We start from the raw sequence: 19485 nt of genomic DNA, 5'->3' as shown, positions 1-19485 counted from the left end.
TGCCTCCCGCCGACACCACCGAGGAGAGGCCGCCCGTCATGAAGACGACGCCGGCGCCCGGGCCGAGGGAGAAGGCCACCGAGGGCAGGGTCCTCAACATCTTCTCGCACGGCATGCTCATCCTCTGGGCGTTCATGGTCGTGCTGCCGCTGCTCTGGGCGGTGATGACCTCGTTCAAGACGGACAAGGAGATCTTCAGCTCGCCCTGGGCGCTGCCCGACTCGCTGCACTTCGACAACTGGTCGCGCGCCTGGACCGAGGCGAACATGAGCGACTACTTCCTCAACACGATCATCGTGGTGGGGTTCTCGCTCCTGGGCACCATGCTGCTGGGCTCCATGGCGGCCTACGTCCTCGCGCGCTTCGAGTTCCCCGGGAACCGCTTCATCTACTTCCTCTTCATCGGAGGAATGAGCTTCCCGATCATCCTGGCGCTGGTCCCGCTGTTCTACGTCATGCAGAACCTCTCGCTGCTGAACACGCTGCCCGGACTGATCCTGGTCTACATCGGCTACTCGCTGCCGTTCACCGTGTTCTTCATGACGGCCTTCTTCCGCACGCTGCCGTCCTCGGTGGCCGAGGCCGCCTTCGTGGACGGCGCCTCGCACACCAGGACGTTCTTCCAGGTGATGCTGCCGATGGCCAAGCCCGGCCTGATCAGCATCACCATCTTCAACTTCCTGGGCCAGTGGAACCAGTACATGCTGCCGACCGTGCTCAACACCGAGCCGGACAACAAGGTGCTCACCCAGGGGCTCGTCCAGCTGGCCGTCAGCCAGGGCTACAAAGGTGACTGGTCCGGTCTCTTCGCCGGCCTCGTGATGGCGATGCTGCCGGTGCTCGCCGCGTACATCGTCTTCCAGCGCCAGGTCGTCCAGGGCCTCACCGCGGGTGCGCTCAAGTAACGGTTCGGCCGTCGGTTCGGTTTGCGAGGGTGGTCCCGGATTGGAGCCGGGGCCACCCTTGTGTGTGCGGGCGCCGGCGCGCCCCTCTCTTGCTCAACCTCTTGACGGGAGGCAACCCAAACGGCTCAGCTTAGAGTTCACTAGTTGGACATAGACGGGGTCTCACTGAGGCGACCCCGTACGCAGGAGGTCGTCGTGGAGACTCCGGGGTCGCAGTCGTCGCTGCACCGAGCCAATCTCGAACGGGTCGTACGTGCGGTGCGCCTGGCCGGGTCGCTCACGCAGGCCGAGATCGCGAGGACGACGGGCCTGTCCGCGGCCACGGTCTCCAATATCGTTCGGGAGCTGAAGGACGGCGGGACGGTCGAGGTCACCCCCACCTCGGCGGGCGGCCGAAGGGCCCGCAGCGTCAGTCTCAGCGGCGACGCAGGCATCGTGATCGGCGTCGACTTCGGGCACACACACCTGCGCGTCGCGGTCGGCAACCTCGCCCATCAGGTGCTCGCCGAGGAGTCCGAGCCACTCGATGTGGACGCCTCCGCCGCACAGGGCTTCGACCGGGCGGAACAGCTGGTCAACCGCCTGATCGCTGCCACCGGTGTGGACCGTACGAAGATCGCGGGCGTCGGGCTCGGCGTGCCGGGGCCGATCGACGTGGAGTCCGGGACGCTCGGCTCCACCGCGATCCTGCCGGGCTGGACCGGCACCAAACCCGCCGAGGAGCTGGGCGGACGGCTCGGCGTGCCCGTGCACGTCGACAACGACGCCAACCTGGGAGCCCTCGGCGAACTCGTCTGGGGGAGTGGCCGGGGTGTCCGGGACCTGGCATACATCAAGGTCGCGAGCGGTGTGGGCGCCGGACTCGTGATCAGCGGCAAGATCTATCGCGGCCCGGGTGGCACAGCGGGAGAAATCGGGCATATTACTCTTGACGAGTCGGGCCCGGTCTGTCGCTGCGGCAACCGGGGCTGCCTGGAGACCTTCGCGGCGGCGCGCTATGTGCTGCCGCTCCTCCAGTCCAGCCACGGCACGGACCTGACCATGGAAGGTGTCGTACGGCTGGCGAGGGACGGAGACCCTGGCTGTCGTCGGGTGATCGCCGACGTCGGCCGACACATCGGCAGTGGAGTCGCCAATCTCTGCAACTTGCTCAACCCGAGTCGGGTGGTTCTCGGCGGTGATCTCGCCGAGGCCGGAGAGCTCGTGCTCGGGCCCATAAGGGAGTCCGTCGGCCGCTATGCGATCCCCAGTGCGGCACGTCAACTATCCGTTCTGCCAGGGGCACTTGGCGGCCGGGCGGAGGTCCTCGGGGCGCTCGCTCTCGCACTCAGCGAGATGGGCGATTCGACCCTTTTGGACGGTTCGCTCACGACCGCCACGCCTGCCTTCACTTAGAGAACGGATGGCACCGTTGCCATCTCGTTAAGGATTTACTTCTTGACGTCGCACTTGTGGCCGAGTTGACTTCCAGCCACCTCGGCCGCAACGTCGCGGCCTCGTCAGGGAGGTTTCTGAAGTGAATACGCGTATGCGTCGCGCCGCCTTTGCTGTTGCCGCAGGTGCGATGGCTGTCTCGCTGGCTGCCTGTGGCAGTGCCGACGAGGCCGGCGACAGTGACAGCACGAAGTCCGCGGCCAAGGGCGACGCCATCAAGGTCGGCCTCCTCCTTCCGGAGAACCAGACCGCGCGGTACGAGAAGTTCGACAAGCCCTTGATCGAGAAGAAGGTCAAGGAGCTCACGAACAACAAGGGCGAGATCGTCTACGCCAACGCCAAGCAGGACGCCACCACGCAGTCCCAGCAGGTCGACACGATGATCACCAACAAGGTGGACGTGCTGATCGTGGACGCGGTGGACTCCAAGGCCATCGCCAACGGCGTGAAGAAGGCCAAGGACGCCGGCATCCCCGTCGTCGCGTACGACCGTCTGGCCGAGGGCCCGATCGACGCCTACACCTCCTTCGACAACGAAGAGGTCGGCCGCGTCCAGGGCAAGGCGCTTCTGACGGCCCTGGGCGACAAGGCGAAGCCCTCCGCGAAGATCGTCATGATGAACGGCGCGGTCACCGACCCGAACGCCGCCCTCTTCAAGAAGGGCGCGCTGTCCGAGCTCGAGGGCAAGGTCGACATCGCGAAGTCGTACGACACCAAGGAGTGGAAGCCGGAGAACGCCAACGCCAACATGGAAGGCGCGATCTCCGCGATCGGCAAGAACAACATCGTCGGCGTCTACTCCGCCAACGACGGCATGGCGGGCGGCATCATCACCGCCCTGAAGGCCGCGGGCGTCACCCCGCTGCCGCCGGTCACCGGCCAGGACGCCGAGCTCGCGGGTGTGCAGCGCATCGTCTCCGGTGAGCAGTACATGAGCGTCTACAAGCCCTACCCGCAGGAGGCGGACGTCGCCGCGGAGATGGCCGTCGCCCTCGCCAAGGGCGAGAAGCTCGACTCCATCGCCAAGGACTCGGTCGACAGCCCGACCACCAAGGGCGTCCCGTCGGTGCTCGTCCCCGTCGTGTCGCTGACCAAGGACAACATCAACGACACCGTCATCAAGGACGGCATCTACACCCTCGACGAGATCTGCACGGCGAAGTTCAAGGCCGCCTGCGACAAGATCGGTCTCAAGTAGCCGAAACGCAAGTCCCTCACCGCGTACGGGAATTCGTCATCGGATTCCCGTACGAGGCTTGATTCCCGCAAGGAATCCCGTCCGGGGCTCGCGTACCAGAAGCTCCTCCGGCGCCCCGCAACCACCAGCCCCGCAAGCTAGGGCGGGGCGCCGGACGGAATCCTTCCTCCCTCCCCCAATTCTTCTGCACAACCTCCCGCCGGGTCAGGCGGCGAAGGAGATGGTTAACGTGTCCGCTACGCCTGTCCTGGCGTTGCGCGGGGTCTCGAAGCGGTTCGGTGCCGTCCAGGCGCTCACCGACGTAGAGCTCGAGGTCCACGCCGGCGAGGTGGTCGCCCTGGTCGGCGACAACGGCGCCGGAAAATCCACGCTGGTGAAGACGATCGCCGGCGTGCACCCCATCGATGAGGGCGTCATCGAATGGGACGGCAAGACCGTCCAGATCAACAAGCCGCACGACGCCCAGCACCTGGGCATCGCGACCGTCTACCAGGACCTCGCGCTGTGCGACAACATCGACGTCGTCGGCAACCTCTACCTGGGCCGTGAGCTGAAGAAGCGCGGCATCCTGGACGAGGTCGAGATGGAGCGCCGCTCGCGCGAACTGCTCCAGACGCTGTCGATCCGCATCCCCAGCGTGCGCATCCCGATCGCCTCGCTCTCCGGCGGTCAGCGCCAGACGGTGGCCATCGCCCGATCCATGCTCGGCGCACCCAAGCTGGTCATCCTCGACGAGCCCACCGCGGCCCTCGGTGTCGAGCAGACCGCCCAGGTCCTCGACCTGGTCGAGCGGCTGCGCGAGCGCGGCCACGCGGTCCTGCTCATCAGCCACAACATGGCCGACGTCAAGGCCGTCGCCGACAAGGTGGCCGTGCTCCGGCTCGGCCGCAACAACGGTGTGTTCGAGGTCAAGACCACCTCGCAGGAAGAGATCATCTCCGCCATCACCGGTGCCACGGACAACGCCGTGACCCGTCGTGCGGCGCGCAGCAACGGGGAGGCTCAGAAGTGAGCATCGACAAGACCTCCGTCACTCCCGACGACCACGTTGTCGAGAACCCCGAGGCCGCGGCCGGCGCCGATGTCGCCGTCGACCCCCGGCTGCTGGTGCGCGAGCGGGGCTTCGCGGGCTACCTCGACGAGTTCAAGCGCAAGATGCGCGCCGGTGACCTGGGCTCCATCCCGGTCGTCGTCGGTCTGATCGTCATCTGCGTCATCTTCCAGAGCCTCAACTCGGCCTTCCTCTCGGCCGAGAACCTCAACAACATCGCCGTCGCGATGGTCGCCACCGGCATGATGTCGGTGGGCATCATCTTCGTGCTGCTGCTCGGCGAGATCGACCTGTCGGTCGGCTCGGTCAGCGGTGTGGCGGGCGCCATCACCGCCGTGCTCAGCGTCACCAACGGCGTGAACGAGTGGCTGTCGGTCCTCATCGCCCTCGCCAGCGGTGCGGCCATCGGCGCCATCCACGGCTTCTTCTTCGCCAGGATCGGCGCGCCCGCGTTCGCGGTCACCCTGGCCGGTCTGCTGTTCTGGCTCGGCTTCATGCTCCAGATCCTGGGCGAGAACGGCACGATCAACCTCGACGGCGACGGCGTGGTCGGCAAGCTGACCACGTACTACTTCTCGGACGTCGCGGCCGCCTACGGGCTCGCGGTGGTCGCGGTGGCGCTCTTCTTCGTCACCTCGTTCCTGGACAGCCGCCGCCGTGAGGCGGCGGGCATCCCGGCCCGGCCGCTCGTCGACATCGTGGTGCGCACGGCGATCCTCGCGGTCGTCGCCTTCGCCGCGGCGATCATGTTCAACCAGTACAAGGGTCTGCCCCTGGCGCTGCTGCTGTTCGTCCTGGTCCTGGTGATCACGGACTTCGTGCTGCGCCGCACGACCTACGGCCGCAAGATCTTCGCGCTCGGCGGCAGCGTGGAGGCGTCCCGGCGTGCCGGTATCAACGTCACGGCGGTACGGATCTCGGTCTTCGCCATCGCGGGCTTCTTCGCCGCGGTGGGCGGTCTGTTCTGGGCCTCGAAGATCGCGGCGGCCAACCAGAGCGCCGGTGCGGGTGACCTTCTGATGAACGTCATCGCGGCGGCGGTCATCGGTGGCACCAGCCTCTTCGGTGGGCGCGGGCGTACGTGGAACGCGCTGCTCGGTGTCATGGTGATCACGTCGATCCAGTACGGGCTGGCCCTTGAGGGCATCGCCACGCCGGTTCAGTACATGATCACTGGTGGTGTGCTTCTGGCCACGGTCGTCATCGACTCGATCACCCGGAAGACGCAGAAGACGGCGGGTCGCGCGTAGCGGTACATGGCCTGACGGTTGTGGAGAGCTGCCGGCCGGCTTGTGGCTGGTCGCGCAGTTCCCCGCGCCCCTTAGGGGCGAAGCCCCTCGACAGGGCGAAGCCCCTTTCGGACAAGTGCCCGACACCAATGGCGGTGTCGGGCACTTTCGTTTGTCCTGGTGCGTTTGGTGGCGGGAGCTGTGGGCGAGATGTTTTACGGCCGAACGCGTGACGTACGACGCACAGCCCGGCCGCCGCCGTGAAAGGCGGAACATTAGACTCGACAGACCCGGCGAAAGCTCGATCAGCTCTACTGCAAGGAGGCACGGGTGCCGCTGCTGACCCGCATCAGGGGACCGCGCGATCTGGACCGGCTCAGCCTGGAGCAGCTGGACCAGCTGGCAGGCGAGATCCGGACCTTCCTCGTCGAAGAGGTCTCCAAGACCGGCGGCCACCTCGGCCCGAACCTCGGTGTCGTGGAGCTCACCATCGCGCTGCACCGCGTCTTCGAGTCCCCGAAGGACAGAATCCTCTGGGACACGGGACACCAGTCCTATGTGCACAAGCTGCTCACGGGCCGCCAGGACTTCTCGAAGCTGAAGATGAAGGGCGGCCTGTCCGGCTACCCCTCGCAGGCGGAGTCCGAGCACGACGTCATCGAGAACTCCCACGCCTCCACGGTCCTCGGCTGGGCCGACGGCCTCGCGAAAGCCAACGAGGTCCTGCGAAAAGAGGACCACGTAGTCGCCGTCATCGGCGACGGAGCCCTCACCGGCGGCATGGCCTGGGAGGCGCTCAACAACATCGCCGACGCCAAGGACCGCCCGCTCGTCATCGTCGTCAACGACAACGAGCGGTCGTACGCCCCCACGATCGGCGGCCTCGCCAACCACCTGGCGACCCTGCGCACCACCGACGGCTACGAGCGCTTCCTGGCCCGGGGCAAGGACATTCTGGAGCGCACGCCCGTCGTCGGAAGGCCGCTCTACGAAACCCTGCACGGCGCCAAGAAGGGCCTCAAGGACTTCATCGCCCCGCAGGGCATGTTCGAGGACCTGGGCCTGAAGTACGTCGGCCCGATCGACGGCCACGACATCGAGGCCCTGGAGTCCGCGCTCGTGCGCGCCAAGCGCTTCGGCGGCCCCGTCATCGTGCACTGCCTCACCGAGAAGGGCCGCGGCTACCAGCCCGCCCTCCAGGACGAGGCGGACCGTTTCCACGCCGTCGGCAAGATCCACCCCGACACGGGCCTGCCGATCGCCTCCTCCGGCGCCGACTGGACGTCCGTGTTCGGCGAGGAGATGGTCAAGCTCGGCAAGGAGCGCGAGGACGTCGTCGCCATCACGGCCGCCATGCTCCAGCCGGTCGGCCTCGACAAGTTCGCCAAGGCCTTCCCGGACCGGGTGTACGACGTCGGCATCGCCGAGCAGCACGCGGCGGTCTCCGCGGCCGGCCTCGCCACCGGCGGCCTGCACCCCGTCTTCGCCGTGTACGCGACCTTCCTCAACCGCGCCTTCGACCAGGTCCTGATGGACGTGGCCCTGCACAAGTGCGGAGTCACCTTCGTCCTCGACCGGGCCGGCATCACCGGCACCGACGGCGCCTCCCACAACGGCATGTGGGACATGTCGATCCTCCAGGTCGTCCCCGGGCTGCGGCTGGCCGCCCCGCGCGACGCCGACCAGGTCCGCGCCCAGCTCCGCGAGGCCGTCGAGGTCACCGACGCGCCGACCGTGGTCCGCTTCTCCAAGGGCGCGGTCGGTCCCGCCGTACCCGCCGTGGGCCGGATCGGCGGCATGGACGTCCTGCGCGAGCCGGGCACCGACGCCCCGGACGTGCTGCTCGTCTCCGTCGGCGCCCTGGCTCCGATGTGCCTGGAGATCGCCGGCCTTCTCGACAAGCAGGGCATCTCCACGACCGTCGTCGACCCGCGCTGGGTCAAGCCCGTCGACGAGGCCATGGCCCCGCTCGCCGAGCAGCACCGCGTGGTCGTCACCGTCGAGGACAACTCCCGCGTCGGCGGCGTCGGTTCGGCCGTCGCCCAGGCCCTGCGCGACGCGGGCGTGGACGTACCGCTGCGCGACTTCGGCATCCCGCCCCGCTTCCTGGACCACGCCTCCCGCAAGGAGGTGCTGGCCGAGATCGGACTGACCGCACCGGACATCGCCCGGCAGGTCACCGGCCTCGTCTCCAAGCTCGACGGCCTCCCCCACTCCCGGCTTCGCTCGAACGGGGGGACCCCCACCGAGCAGGCCCACGCCACGGTGGAGTCCGCCCGCGACTGAACAGGGCTCAATGGGCCGGTTTCCACACCCTTTACGGTGGTGAAACCGGCCCATTAGCGTGAAACCTGCCGCGCCGGGGCATACGGACCACGCCCCCTCTCGATCATGTCGAGGACGACAAGCGTGGGAGGTACGCCGTGAGCAGCACCCTCTTCAGGACGAAGAAGGTCGAACAGTCCATCCTCGATACCGAGGAGCCAGAGCACGCGCTCAAGAAATCCTTGTCCGCGCTGGATCTGACCGTCTTCGGCGTCGGTGTCATCATCGGCACCGGCATCTTCGTCCTGACCGGCACGGTCGCCAAGAACAACGCCGGTCCCGCCGTAGCCCTGGCCTTCATCGTCGCCGGGGTCGTCTGCGCGCTCGCCGCGCTCTGCTACGCCGAGTTCGCCTCCACGGTTCCGGTGGCCGGCTCCGCGTACACGTTCTCGTACGCCTCGCTCGGGGAGCTGCCCGCCTGGATCATCGGCTGGGACCTCGTGCTGGAGTTCGCGCTCGGCACGGCGGTGGTCGCCGTCGGCTGGTCGGGCTACATCGCCTCGCTGCTGGACAACGCGGGCTGGCAACTGCCGGCGGCGCTCAGCGGAAGAGAGGGGGCCGACGGCTTCGGCTTCGACATCCTCGCCGCCGCCCTCGTGCTGGTGCTCACCGGCATCCTCGTGATCGGGATGAAGCTCTCCGCCCGGATCACCGCGATCGTCGTCGCCATCAAGGTCACCGTCGTCATGGTCGTCATCATCGCCGGTGCCTTCTTCATCAAGGGCGACAACTACGACCCGTTCATCCCCAAGGCGCAGGAGGTGTCGGCGGGCGGTGATCTCCAATCCCCGCTCATCCAGCTGATGTTCGGCTGGGCCCCCTCCAACTTCGGCGTGATGGGCATCTTCACCGCCGCCTCCGTCGTCTTCTTCGCCTTCATCGGCTTCGACGTCGTGGCCACGGCCGCCGAGGAGACCCGCAACCCCCAGCGGGACATGCCGCGCGGCATCCTCGGCTCCCTGATCATCTGTACGACGCTGTATGTGGCGGTGGCGATCGTCGTGACCGGTATGCAGCACTACACCGAGCTCTCCGTGGACGCCCCGCTGGCCGACGCGTTCAAGGCCACCGGGCACCCCTGGTTCGCGGGCTTCATCAGCTTCGGCGCCGCAGTCGGCCTCACGACGGTCTGCATGATCCTGCTCCTCGGCCAGACCCGGGTCTTCTTCGCGATGAGCCGCGACGGACTGCTGCCGCGCTTCTTCTCGCGCGTCCACCCGCGCTTCAAGACCCCGCACCGGCCGACCATCCTGCTCGGCGTGATCATCGCGATCCTCGCGGGCTTCACGAGCCTGAGCGAGCTCGCCGAACTGGTCAACATCGGCACGCTGTTCGCGTTCGTCGTCGTCGCGATCGGCGTGATCATCCTCCGCCGCACCCGCCCCGAACTGCACCGCTCCTTCCGTACCCCGCTGGTGCCGTTCCTGCCGATCGTCTCCGTCCTCGCCTCGCTGTGGCTGATGCTCAACCTGCCCGCCGAGACCTGGCTGCGGTTCGGCATCTGGATGGCGATCGGCTTCCTCGTGTACTTCGTGTACGGCCGCTCCCACAGCCGTCTCGGACGCGGCGAGGAGGCCGTGGCCGCCGATACCGTCAAGCCGCAGCGCGGAGACAGCGAGTAACCGCCCCGCTTTCGATCCACCCTCGCGATCGACCGACCCTCGCGATCAACCGGCCCCGTACGTCCCGCTCCGGCGGAGACCGCGGGGCCGGACCGCGTGCGTCCGCGCGCCGACCGCCGTCGCCACGGCGGCCCCTGACGGCCCGGTACGGACAAGTGGGCATGGGTGGGACGGGGCGGTGCCGTACGCGCCCGTGAGACGGCTCCCAGGGGCTGGGACGGTGTGCGGGCCTATGAGGTGAGGGGCGACGACGTGCGGTGTGGGGGCTAGGGGCGGACCGTGCGTGGGCCCGTGACCTCCGCGCCCAACTCGCTCACCCGGCGGCGCAGTTCACGGTCGGCCGTGACCACCAGACGCGGGCGGTCCGCGGCCTCGGCGGTCAGTTCCACGATGCGGTCGTCGCCGCTGCCGGGCGCCTCGTCGACCCGTACGCCCGGGGCGGAGGCGATGCCGCGAGCGCCGCCCTCGACCACGAGGACCAGCTCCAGGGGACCCGGGTGCGCCGGCAGCCCGTCGGTGGCGTACGGGACGAGCAGATCCCGCAGACGCTCCGCGGCGCCCTTGCGGTCGCGCCACCAGCCGTCGGGTACGGACCCGACCACATTGGCGGCGTCGACGATCACGAGCAGCGGGGCGTCCATGTGGCCAGGGTCGCACGGAGGGGGATCACACGACCCGATTAGAGTGGGGGAGTGTCAATGGTCCGCACAGTGAACGGTGACTGGCTCATACGCGGCCGGGACGGCAGACTCGGCGCCTACGCTCCGCGGGACGAAGCGGTGTGGTGCTGGGCCGAGCAGCACCCGGGCGGCGCATGGTCGGCGCCCCGTACGGTCGGCGGCGACCAGCGTGTCCATCCCGCGCTCGCCGTGGGGCAGGGAACCGACGGTTACGCCCATCTGGTGTCCTGGCGTCCCACCGGCGGGCAGGAGTCGGGGCTCGTCCACGCCACGCACTTCCGGCCGCATCTCGCGGCCCTCGACTGGAATCCCCTCGGGCATCCCAACAAGAAGGGCGAGGCGACCGGGGTACCGGCCGTCACGGTCGACGCGCAGGGCCGCGCCCATGTCTTCGTACCCAACAGGGGTGGCGGCGTCAGTATGCGCGGCCAGAAGGAGCGCGGCGGGTGGGGCCCGTGGCGCGACCTCAAGGGCCGTGAGGTCGAGGGCGAACTGGCGGCAGTGACCCGGGCGTCGGGGCTCGTCGAGTTGTACGCGGCCTCGCCGGCGGGCATCCTGCGCTGGACCCAGCTCGGCCCTGGCCACATCCCCGCGATCGACGAGGAGCCGCTGAAGGTGGCGGCGCGGCCGGGGACGCTGAGGGCCCTCACCACCTCCGACGAGCATGTGACGCTCTTCTTCACGGACGAGTCGGACACGGTGTGCGCGTGGCGGGCCGGCAGTGAGCCGGTCGCGCTTCTGACCTGCGCCGGGCCGGGACCGGTGTCCGCGATCCGCTGCACGCTCGACGGCGTCGACTGCACGTTGCTCGCCCAGCGGTCCTTGAGCGGCCGTATCGCCTTCGCCGCCTATCCGACCGAGCAGGAGTCTGCGGGGGCGTGGTGGACCGAGTCCGGTCCCCAGCTCCCCGCGGACGTCCAGCTGTCGCTGGGCCACGACCACGAGGGCCGCGTCACGGCCGCCACCCTCCAGCCGGCCAACGGCCACCTCCTCCTGACCCGCCGAAAGGAAGAGCCGGGCCTGGCCCTGGAGGCCTGGCAGACCATTTAGCCCCCCTCGGGTGCGGGCCGGCTGTCGTTAGCCCTGTTAGAGGGTCCCCAGGTGACGCCCGGTGTCAAGTGTGCTTGACATCTCACGAGGTGCCTTTTAGCGTGTCAAGTGAACTTGACATGGCGCTGGAGGAGGGTACCCGTGCAAGCACTCGACGAGATCAAGGCGACCGTTCGGCTCGCGCTCTGGACACTCGCCTGGGTGGTGACCCTTGCCCTGGCCAAGTTCGGGCCCCAACGCCTGTGGGATACACAGCAGGTGGCGAGCTGGGCCGCCGTTGCCGTCAATTTCGCCGTCGGCATCGGCTGGATCGTCGCTTTCACGCGCTTTCTCCGCGTGATCGATGAGCTGCAACGGAAGATCATGCAGGATGCGCTGGCGGTCACCCTCGGCGTGGGGTGGGTCGTCGGATTCGCCTATGTCGTCGTGGACGCCGGCGAACTCGTCGCCCGCGACGTCGATATCGCCGTCCTCCCCGCACTCATGGGAGTCGTCTTTGTGATCGCGTTCGTCGTCGGCAGGATCCGATACCGATGAAGAACCGCATCACGGACCTTCGCGCCGAACACGGCTGGACACAGGCCGACCTGGCTCAGCGTGCCGGTGTGTCCAGACAGACGATCAACGCCATCGAAACAGGGAAGTTCGACCCAAGCCTTCCCCTCGCCTTCCGTCTCGCCAGGCTCTTCGACCTGAAGATCGAAGAGCTGTTCCTCGACGATCAATGACACGCAACCACCGATCAGCCCTTGAGGGCGCGGGGACCTGCGCGACGAACGCCAAGTGCCCCGCACACCCGGTCGGTGTGCGGGGCACTCGCGCAACGCAGTGGAACGGCTACGCGGGCACGGAAGCCACACCCCGCGCAAGGAACGGCTTGCCGTTGACCCGCTCGGAGACGCCCTCACGGTCCAGGTAGGGCGTGATCCCACCCAGGTGGAAGGGCCACCCCGCACCAGTGATCAGGCACAGGTCGACATCCTGGGCCTCGGCCACGACACCCTCGTCGAGCATGAGCCCGATCTCCTGCGCCACGGCGTCGAGGACCCGCGCGCGAACCTGCTCCTCGCTCAGCACGACATCGCCCTGCTTGAGCAGCGCGGCGACCTCGGGGTCCAGCTCCGGCTTTCCGGAGTCGTACACGTAGAAGCCACGCTTGCCCGCCTTGACGACGGCCGCGAGGTTCGGGGAGACCGTGAAGCGCTCCGGGAAGGCCCGGTTCAACGTCTCCGAGACATGCAGACCGATAGCCGGGCCGACCAGTTCGAGCAGCACGAGCGGCGACATCGGCAGACCCAGCGGCTCCACCGCCTTCTCCGCGACCTCGACGGACGTGCCCTCGTCGATGACGTTCTGGATCTCGCCCATGAAGCGCGTGAGGATGCGGTTCACGACGAACGCCGGGGCGTCCTTGACCAGAACCGCGGTCTTCTTGAGCTTCTTGGCGACGGCGAAGGCCGTGGCCAGGGAGGCGTCGTCCGTCACCTCGCCCCGCACGATCTCCAGGAGCGGCAGGATCGCGACCGGGTTGAAGAAGTGGAAGCCGACGACCCGCTCGGGGTTCTTCAGCTTCGACGCCATCTCGGTCACCGACAGCGAGGAGGTGTTGGTGGCGAGGATCGCGTGCGCCGGGGCAACCGCCTCGACCTCCGCGAACACCTGCTGCTTGACGCCGATCTCCTCGAAGACGGCCTCGATGATGAAGTCGGCGTCGGAGAAGCCCTCGGCCTTGTCCAGCACACCGGTGACCAGGGCCTTGAGGCGGTTGGCCTTGTCCTGGTTGATCCGGGACTTCAGCAGCAGCTTGTCGATCTCGGCGTGGACATAGCCCACACCCTTGTCGACGCGCTCCTGGTCGATGTCGGTCAGCACGACCGGCACCTCCAGGCGGCGCAGGAAGAGCAGGGCGAGCTGTGAGGCCATCAGACCGGCGCCCACGACACCGACCTTGGTGACCGGGCGGGCCAGGTTCTTGTCCGGGGCACCCGCGGGACGCTTGCCGCGCTTCTGCACCAGGTTGAACGCGTAGATGCCGGCGCGCAGTTCGCCACCCATGATCAGGTCGGCGAGGGCCACGTCCTCGGCGTCGTAACCCTGCTGCAGGTCGCCGTTCTTCGCCGCGGCGATGATGTCCAGCGCGCGGTACGCGGCCGGAGCCGCCCCGTGCACCTTGCTGTCCGCGATGAAGCGGCCCTTGGCGACGGCCTGGTCCCAGGCCTCGCCGCGGTCGACGGCCGGACGCTCGACCTTGACGTCACCCTTGAGGACCTGGGCGGTCCAGATCAGCGACTGCTCCAGGAAGTCCGCACCCTCGAAGAGGGCGTCGGCGATGCCCAGGTCGAAGACCTGCTGCCCCTTGAGCTGCTTGTTCTGGTTGAGCGAGTTCTCGATGATCACGCTCACCGCACGCTCGGCGCCGATGAGGTTCGGGAGCAGCGTGCAGCCGCCCCAGCCCGGGACCAGGCCCAGGAACACCTCGGGCAGCGAGAAGGCCGGCAGGGCCTTCGAGACGGTCCGGTAGGTGCAGTGCAGACCGACCTCGACGCCGCCGCCCATGGCCGCGCCGTTGTAGTACGCGAAGGTCGGGACCGCGAGGGCCGCGAGGCGCTTGAAGACCTCGTGGCCGCCCTTGCCGATGGCCAGCGCGTCCTTGTGGTCCTTCAGGAGCTCGACGCCCTTGAGGTCCGCGCCGACCGCGAAGATGAACGGCTTGCCGGTGACACCGACACCGATGATCTCGCCGGCCGCGGCCTCCTTCTCGACCTGGTCGAGGGCGGTGTTCAGGTTCGCCAGCGAGGCCGGGCCGAAGGTGGTCGGCTTGGTGTGGTCGAGGCCGTTGTCGAGCGTGATGAGCGCGAAGCGCCCGGCGCCGAACGGCAGGTCGAGGTGGCGTACGTGCGCCGACGTCACGACCTCGTCGGGGAACAGCTCGGCCGCGCCCTTCAGGAGTTCAGTGGTGCTCACTTGTCGCCTCCGGCGTCCTTGTGGTGCGGGTTCTCCCAGATCACCGTGGCGCCCATGCCGAAGCCGACGCACATGGTGGTGAGGCCGTAACGGACCTCCGGCTGCTCCTCGAACTGGCGGGCCAGCTGGGTCATCAGCCGGACGCCGGAGGAGGCCAGCGGGTGGCCGTACGCGATGGCGCCGCCGTACTGGTTGACGCGCGCGTCGTCGTCGGCGATGCCGTAGTGGTCGAGGAACGCGAGGACCTGGATGGCGAAGGCCTCGTTGATCTCGAAGAGGTTGATGTCCTCGATGGAGAGACCGGCCTTGGCCAGCGCCTTCTCCGTGGCCGGGATCGGGCCGTAGCCCATCACCTCGGGCTCGACACCCACGAAGGCGTACGAGACCAGGCGCATCTTGACCGGCAGGTTGTTCTCGCGGGCGAAGTCCTCGGACGCGATGATCGAGGCGGTCGCGCCGTCGTTCAGACCGGCCGCGTTACCGGCGGTGACCCGCCCGTGCACACGGAACGGCGTCTTCAGACCGGCCAGGTTCTCCAGGGTGGTCCCCGGACGCATCGGCTCGTCGGCGGTGACCAGGCCCCAGCCCGTCTCACCGGCCTCGGCGTTGGTGCGGCGTACGGAGATCGGGACCAGGTCGGCCTGGATCTTGCCGTCCGCGTAGGCCTTGGCCGCCTTCTCCTGCGAGCGCACGGCGTACTCGTCGGTGCGCTGCTTGGTGATGTGCGGGTAGCGGTCGTGCAGGTTCTCGGCGGTCATGCCCATGAACAGGGCGGACTCGTCGACCAGCTTCTCGCTGACGAACCGCGGGTTCGGGTCCACGCCCTCGCCCATGGGGTGGCGGCCCATGTGCTCGACACCACCGGCGATGACGGCGTCGTACGCGCCGAACGCGATGGAACCGGCGGTCGAGGTGACCGCGGTCAGCGCACCGGCGCACATGCGGTCGATCGAGTAGCCCGGCACGGACTGCGGCAGCCCGGCCAGGATTCCGGCCGTGCGGCCCAGCGTCAGGCCCTGGTCGCCGATCTGCGTGGTCGCGGCGATGGCGACCTCGTCGATCTTCTTCGGGTCGAGTCCGGGGTTGCGGCGCAGCAGCTCCCGGATCGCCTTCACGACGAGGTCGTCGGCACGGGTCTCGTGGTAGATGCCCTTCGGGCCCGCCTTGCCGAACGGGGTGCGGACGCCGTCGACGAAGACGACGTCCCTGACGGTACGAGGCACGATGGCTCTCCTCCAGATGCGGGATGGCACTGCTGCGCGACACACACGCCCTGAGCGCGCGCTCACCTCCCATGCTACTTACGGGTAACCACCCTGCCCAGTCCCACAGGGGGGAGCGGCGAAGGTCACATGTCTTTCTGTGTCCTCGGGGGGCCGGTTGCGTGACATCTGCGGGTGTGTCGTGACAAAAGCAGGGGCGCAGCCCCGCTTTCAGGGGCGCGGGGAACTGCGCGCTCGGCCACGACGCACCCGCACCCCCGTACGGACCACTACCGCGGCGGCGCCGTGGACCCCCTGGGGGTCAGCACGGGCGTGGGCACGGGATGCGACCCACCACCCCCCTCCCCGGTGACCACGCCGAACAACGTCCGGGCGACCTCCGCCCCGAACCCATGCACGTCATGACTCATGGCGGACAGCGTGGGATGCGTGAGCCGGCACAGCTGGGAGTCGTCCCAGGCGAGCAGCGACACATCGCCAGGCACGCTGAGCCCCATCTCCGCGGCCACCGAAAGACCGGCCACAGCCATGATGTCGTTGTCGTACACGATCGCCGTCGGCCGATCCGAGGCCGCGGCGGTCAGCAAGGACCGCGTGGCCCGAGCCCCCGCCTCCCCGGAGAAGTCGGTCGCGACCTGCCACGCACCGGTCAGTTCCAGGGCCCGCGCGGCAGCGTCGAACGCCGCCGTACGGATCGCCGTGTGCCCGAGCGCGGCCGCGCCGCCGACCCGGGCGACCCGCCGATGCCCGAGCGCCGCGAGATACCGGACGGCCTCGGTGACGGCGGTGGCGTCGTCGGTCCACACGGAGGTGAGGCCGCCGGTGAGCGAGGGGTGCCCGACGGCCACGACGGGCATGCCGAGCCGTTCGACGGCGGGCACCCGCGGATCGTCGGCCCGGAAGTCGACCAGGATCGACCCGCTGACCTGCTTGCCCCGCCACCAGGAGTCCTGGAGCCCGACCTCCTCCTCCACCGTGCGCACGAGCCGCAGCAGCAGGGAGCAGGAGTGCTCGGTCAGCACGCTCTCCACGCCCGAGATGAACTCCATGTAGAACGGTTCGAGCCCGAGCAGCTTCGCCGGCCGGCAGATCGCGAGGCCGACGACGTCCACGCGCCGATTGGAGAGCGACCGGGCGGCCAGGTTGGGCGCCCAGCCCAGTTCGCGCGCGGCCTCGAAGATCCGGTCCCGGGTCGCGTCGGCGAGCCCCGGCTTGTGGTTGAAGGCGAGCGACACGGCCCCCTTGGACACCCCGGCGCGGGCCGCGACGTCCTTGATCGTGACGCGGGGCGGTGTCGTCATCGGGCGGGCTCCACGCAGTACAGGGCGGATCGTGCGGTCTCCGCGTCCAACTGGTCCAGAGCCTCCCAGCCGCGCACACCGATGGTCACCTGTTCCCCGGGGAGCAGCGTCACGAGCCCCCGGTCGGCCGACGCCGAGGGCGCCAGCCGGTCGGCCTGCAGCAGCAGATCCCGTACGAGCGTGTGGGCCGTGACGGTCACCCGGCCCCCCGGACCGGCCGAGACGTCGAACTGAGGCCGGGGGTACGGGATTTCACGGTCGGGCACCGGAAAGTGCAGCGCCCGCAGCACGCTCCCACCCCCGTCCCCGCCTCCGTTCCCGGCCGTGTTCGCGTCCGCCACCAGGAACTCCTTGGCTCCCACGGGCTCCAGCTCCTTCGGTACGCGGACATCGGCGACGGCCCGCCCCCCGGCGGCGAACTCCACATCCGCAGCTGCCAGGACATCCCCCTCCACCGACATCCGACGCAACGCCAGACGGCCGCTCCAGGGCTCGGCGGCCTGGTTGATCACTGCCAACACCAGCCCCTCACCCCGTGGTTGAAGCGTCAGCAGGCGGTCCGCGTACAGCCTCTTCAGCTCGTGGTAGAGCGGCTTCTCGCGGCCGTCGCCGTCGATCGCCGCCCAGGAGGTCACCGGCCAGCAGTCGTTGAGCTGCCAGACGATCGTGCCCGCGCACACCGGCCAGTGGGAGCGCCAGTGCTCGATCCCGGCGGCGACGGCCCGTGCCTGGTTGACCTGGGTGAGGTAGTGCCACCGGTCGAAGTCGCCCTCGGTGAAGCCCTGTTCGGGCACGGGGAAGTGACGGGCGAGCCCGCGAAACAGCTTGCCGTTGCCGTCGTCGGCCTTCTGATGGTGCAGCATGCCGGGGGAGTCGGGCGCGAGTTCCTCGTCGGGCAGGGCGCGCCGCAGCGTGGCGTACGCGGGCGGTGCCTGCCAGCCGAACTCGGCCACGAAACGCGGGACGTGGAGCCGGTAGTCCGCGTAGTCCTCCCGGTTCCACACCTCCCACGAGTGATGCGTGCCGTGCGCCGGGTCGTTGGGGTGGCGGTCCCAGGAGCCGGACCAGGGGCTGCCCGGCGTGTACGGCCGTGTCGGGTCCAACTCGGCGACGACACGCGGCAGCAGACCGAGGTAGTAGCCCTCGCCCCACGAGTTCCCGGCCAGCCGCTGCTCCCAGCCCCAGTCCCTGAAGCCCCACAGGTTCTCGTTGTTGCCGTTCCACAGGACCAGCGAGGGGTGCGGCATCAGCCGTACGACGTTCTCGCGCGCCTCGGCCTCCACCTCGCCCCGCAGCGGCTGTTCCTCGGGGTAGGCGGCGCAGGCGAAGGGGAAGTCCTGCCAGACCAGCAGGCCCAACTCGTCGCAGACGTCGTAGAAGTGCTCGCTCTCGTAGAGGCCGCCGCCCCAGACGCGTACGAGATCCACGCCCGCGTCGGCCGCCTGGGTCAGCCGGGTGCGGTACCGCTCGCGGGTGATCCGGGACGGGAAGACGTCGTCCGGGATCCAGTTGACGCCCCGGGCGAAGATCGGCTCGCCGTTCACGACGAAGGTGAAGCCCGACCCGTGCTCGTCGGACCCGCGGTCCAACTCGACACTCCTGAAGCCGATCCGACGCCGCCAGATGTCCAGCAGTCCCTCGTGGCTGAGCCACAACTCGACGTCGTACAGCGGCTGTTCGCCGTACCCGCGCGGCCACCACAGATCGACGTCCGGCACTTCGAGGCGTACGACTCCGCCGGTGCCGTCGACCGTCGCCTCGGCCCGGACGCCGCCGATCCTCGCGCCCAGGGTGAGCCCTGCCTCGACCCGGCTCCGTTCGACGTCGACGTGCAACTCGACCCGCCCGACGCCCTGTTCGACCGTGACGATGGGACGCACCCGGGCGATCCGGGCCGTCGACCAGTGCTCAAGGCGCACCCGCTTCCAGATGCCGGCCGTCACCAGCGTCGGCCCCCAGTCCCAGCCGAAGGAGCAGGCCATCTTGCGGAGGTACTGGAACGGCTCGGGATAGGCGTTCGGCCGCTCGCCGAGCCGCCCGCGCACCGCCTCGGCCTCGCCGTAGGCCGAGCGGAAGTTCACCGAGAGCCGGCCGCTCAGGCCCGTGATGTCGAAGCGGTGCGAGCGGTGCATGTTCCGTACGGAACCCAGGAGTTGGCCGTCGAGCCGGATCTCCGCGGCGGTGTCGAGGCCGTCGAAGACAAGGTCGGTCTGCTCGTGCCCGCCCGGGATCGGGGCGAGCGTCGTCTCGTACGTCCAGTCGCGCCGCCCCACCCACGCCACGTCGGTCTCGTTCCGCCCGAGGAACGGGTCCGGGATGATCCCCGCCGCCAGCAGATCCGTGTGCACACAGCCCGGCACCGTGGCGGGGAGCGCGGCCCCGTCGTGCCGCAGGATCCATCCCTCGTCGATCGGTGTGACGTCCAGCATGCGCACTCCTAAACCGGTATAGGCCATTGCTGACCAGGGCTGGTACACACTCGTGAATCGTTGGCCGAAATAGG

15 protein-coding genes are annotated in these 19485 nt (G+C 68.8%); 10 read left to right on the top strand and 5 right to left on the bottom strand.

All coding sequences use genetic code 11. The features are described from left to right. Positions 1-38 precede the first annotated feature (38 nt). The 7 genes from JEQ17_RS12705 (at position 39) to JEQ17_RS12675 (ending at position 9764) form a co-directional block, all read left to right on the top strand. On the top strand, positions 39-905 hold the full coding sequence (locus JEQ17_RS12705) for a carbohydrate ABC transporter permease (RefSeq protein ID WP_234048713.1): 867 nt from the start codon (positions 39-41) through the stop codon (positions 903-905). Positions 906-1100: 195 nt separating this feature from the next. Further along, the gene (locus JEQ17_RS12700; protein WP_055614337.1) at positions 1101-2300 is read left to right on the top strand and encodes an ROK family transcriptional regulator; all 1200 of its coding nucleotides are present in this window, start codon (positions 1101-1103) and stop codon (positions 2298-2300) included. Between the two features lie 133 nt (positions 2301-2433). Further along, positions 2434-3537: a substrate-binding domain-containing protein gene (locus tag JEQ17_RS12695; RefSeq protein WP_200401462.1), complete on the top strand. Its 1104-nt coding sequence runs from the start codon at positions 2434-2436 to the stop codon at positions 3535-3537. A gap of 220 nt (positions 3538-3757) precedes the next feature. Beyond that, positions 3758-4549 (top strand): ATP-binding cassette domain-containing protein, encoded by a 792-nt coding sequence (locus JEQ17_RS12690; RefSeq protein ID WP_200395366.1) that lies wholly within the window; start codon positions 3758-3760, stop codon positions 4547-4549. Next, positions 4546-5838, top strand: a complete 1293-nt coding sequence (locus JEQ17_RS12685) for a sugar ABC transporter permease (RefSeq protein ID WP_200395365.1) — start codon at positions 4546-4548, stop codon at positions 5836-5838. Before JEQ17_RS12690 ends, JEQ17_RS12685 begins: the two co-directional genes overlap by 4 nt. Before the next feature lie 309 nt (positions 5839-6147). Continuing rightward, positions 6148-8103 carry a 1-deoxy-D-xylulose-5-phosphate synthase gene (gene dxs / locus JEQ17_RS12680; RefSeq protein ID WP_200395364.1) on the top strand — a complete coding sequence of 652 codons (1956 nt, stop codon included), beginning with the start codon at positions 6148-6150 and terminating at the stop codon, positions 8101-8103. Positions 8104-8240: 137 nt separating this feature from the next. Further along, entirely contained in the window at positions 8241-9764 is a 1524-nt protein-coding gene (locus JEQ17_RS12675) for an amino acid permease (RefSeq protein WP_200395363.1), read from the top strand. Positions 9765-10030: 266 nt separating this feature from the next. On the opposite strand, the gene JEQ17_RS12670 is transcribed toward JEQ17_RS12675, so the two are convergent. Next, complete coding sequence (locus JEQ17_RS12670) at positions 10031-10405, bottom strand: PIN domain-containing protein (protein WP_200395362.1); 375 nt, start codon at positions 10403-10405, stop codon at positions 10031-10033. A gap of 69 nt (positions 10406-10474) precedes the next feature. Here JEQ17_RS12670 and JEQ17_RS12665 point away from each other — a divergent pair, with 69 nt between their 5' ends. The 3 genes from JEQ17_RS12665 (at position 10475) to JEQ17_RS12655 (ending at position 12222) form a co-directional block, all read left to right on the top strand. Continuing rightward, entirely contained in the window at positions 10475-11494 is a 1020-nt protein-coding gene (locus JEQ17_RS12665; protein WP_200401461.1) for a hypothetical protein, read from the top strand. A 141-nt stretch (positions 11495-11635) separates the two neighbouring features. Next, a complete protein-coding gene (locus JEQ17_RS12660; protein ID WP_200395361.1) occupies positions 11636-12031 on the top strand; it encodes a hypothetical protein in 396 nt (131 codons plus the stop codon). Beyond that, positions 12028-12222, top strand: coding sequence for a helix-turn-helix transcriptional regulator (locus JEQ17_RS12655; RefSeq protein WP_200395360.1), 195 nt, complete (start codon positions 12028-12030; stop codon positions 12220-12222). The genes JEQ17_RS12660 and JEQ17_RS12655 overlap by 4 nt, the downstream gene beginning before the upstream one ends. Positions 12223-12331: 109 nt before the next feature. Here the strand turns inward: JEQ17_RS12655 and JEQ17_RS12650 are convergent, their stop codons facing one another. From JEQ17_RS12650 to JEQ17_RS12635, 4 genes are all read right to left on the bottom strand, one after another. Next, a complete protein-coding gene (locus JEQ17_RS12650) occupies positions 12332-14458 on the bottom strand; it encodes a 3-hydroxyacyl-CoA dehydrogenase NAD-binding domain-containing protein (RefSeq protein ID WP_200395359.1) in 2127 nt (708 codons plus the stop codon). Further along, positions 14455-15681, bottom strand: coding sequence for a thiolase family protein (locus JEQ17_RS12645; protein WP_055616739.1), 1227 nt, complete (start codon positions 15679-15681; stop codon positions 14455-14457). The genes JEQ17_RS12650 and JEQ17_RS12645 overlap by 4 nt, the downstream gene beginning before the upstream one ends. Positions 15682-15950: 269 nt before the next feature. Then, the gene (locus tag JEQ17_RS12640; protein WP_200395358.1) at positions 15951-16982 is read right to left on the bottom strand and encodes a LacI family DNA-binding transcriptional regulator; all 1032 of its coding nucleotides are present in this window, start codon (positions 16980-16982) and stop codon (positions 15951-15953) included. Next, on the bottom strand, positions 16979-19411 hold the full coding sequence (locus tag JEQ17_RS12635; RefSeq protein ID WP_200395357.1) for a glycoside hydrolase family 2 protein: 2433 nt from the start codon (positions 19409-19411) through the stop codon (positions 16979-16981). Before JEQ17_RS12635 ends, JEQ17_RS12640 begins: the two co-directional genes overlap by 4 nt. Positions 19412-19485: the final 74 nt, after the last annotated feature.

The organism is Streptomyces liliifuscus (assembly GCF_016598615.1).
GTDB lineage: Bacteria > Actinomycetota > Actinomycetes > Streptomycetales > Streptomycetaceae > Streptomyces > Streptomyces liliifuscus.
Note: the sequence above shows the minus strand (reverse complement) of the source record. Positions and strands in the feature narration are given on the sequence as shown.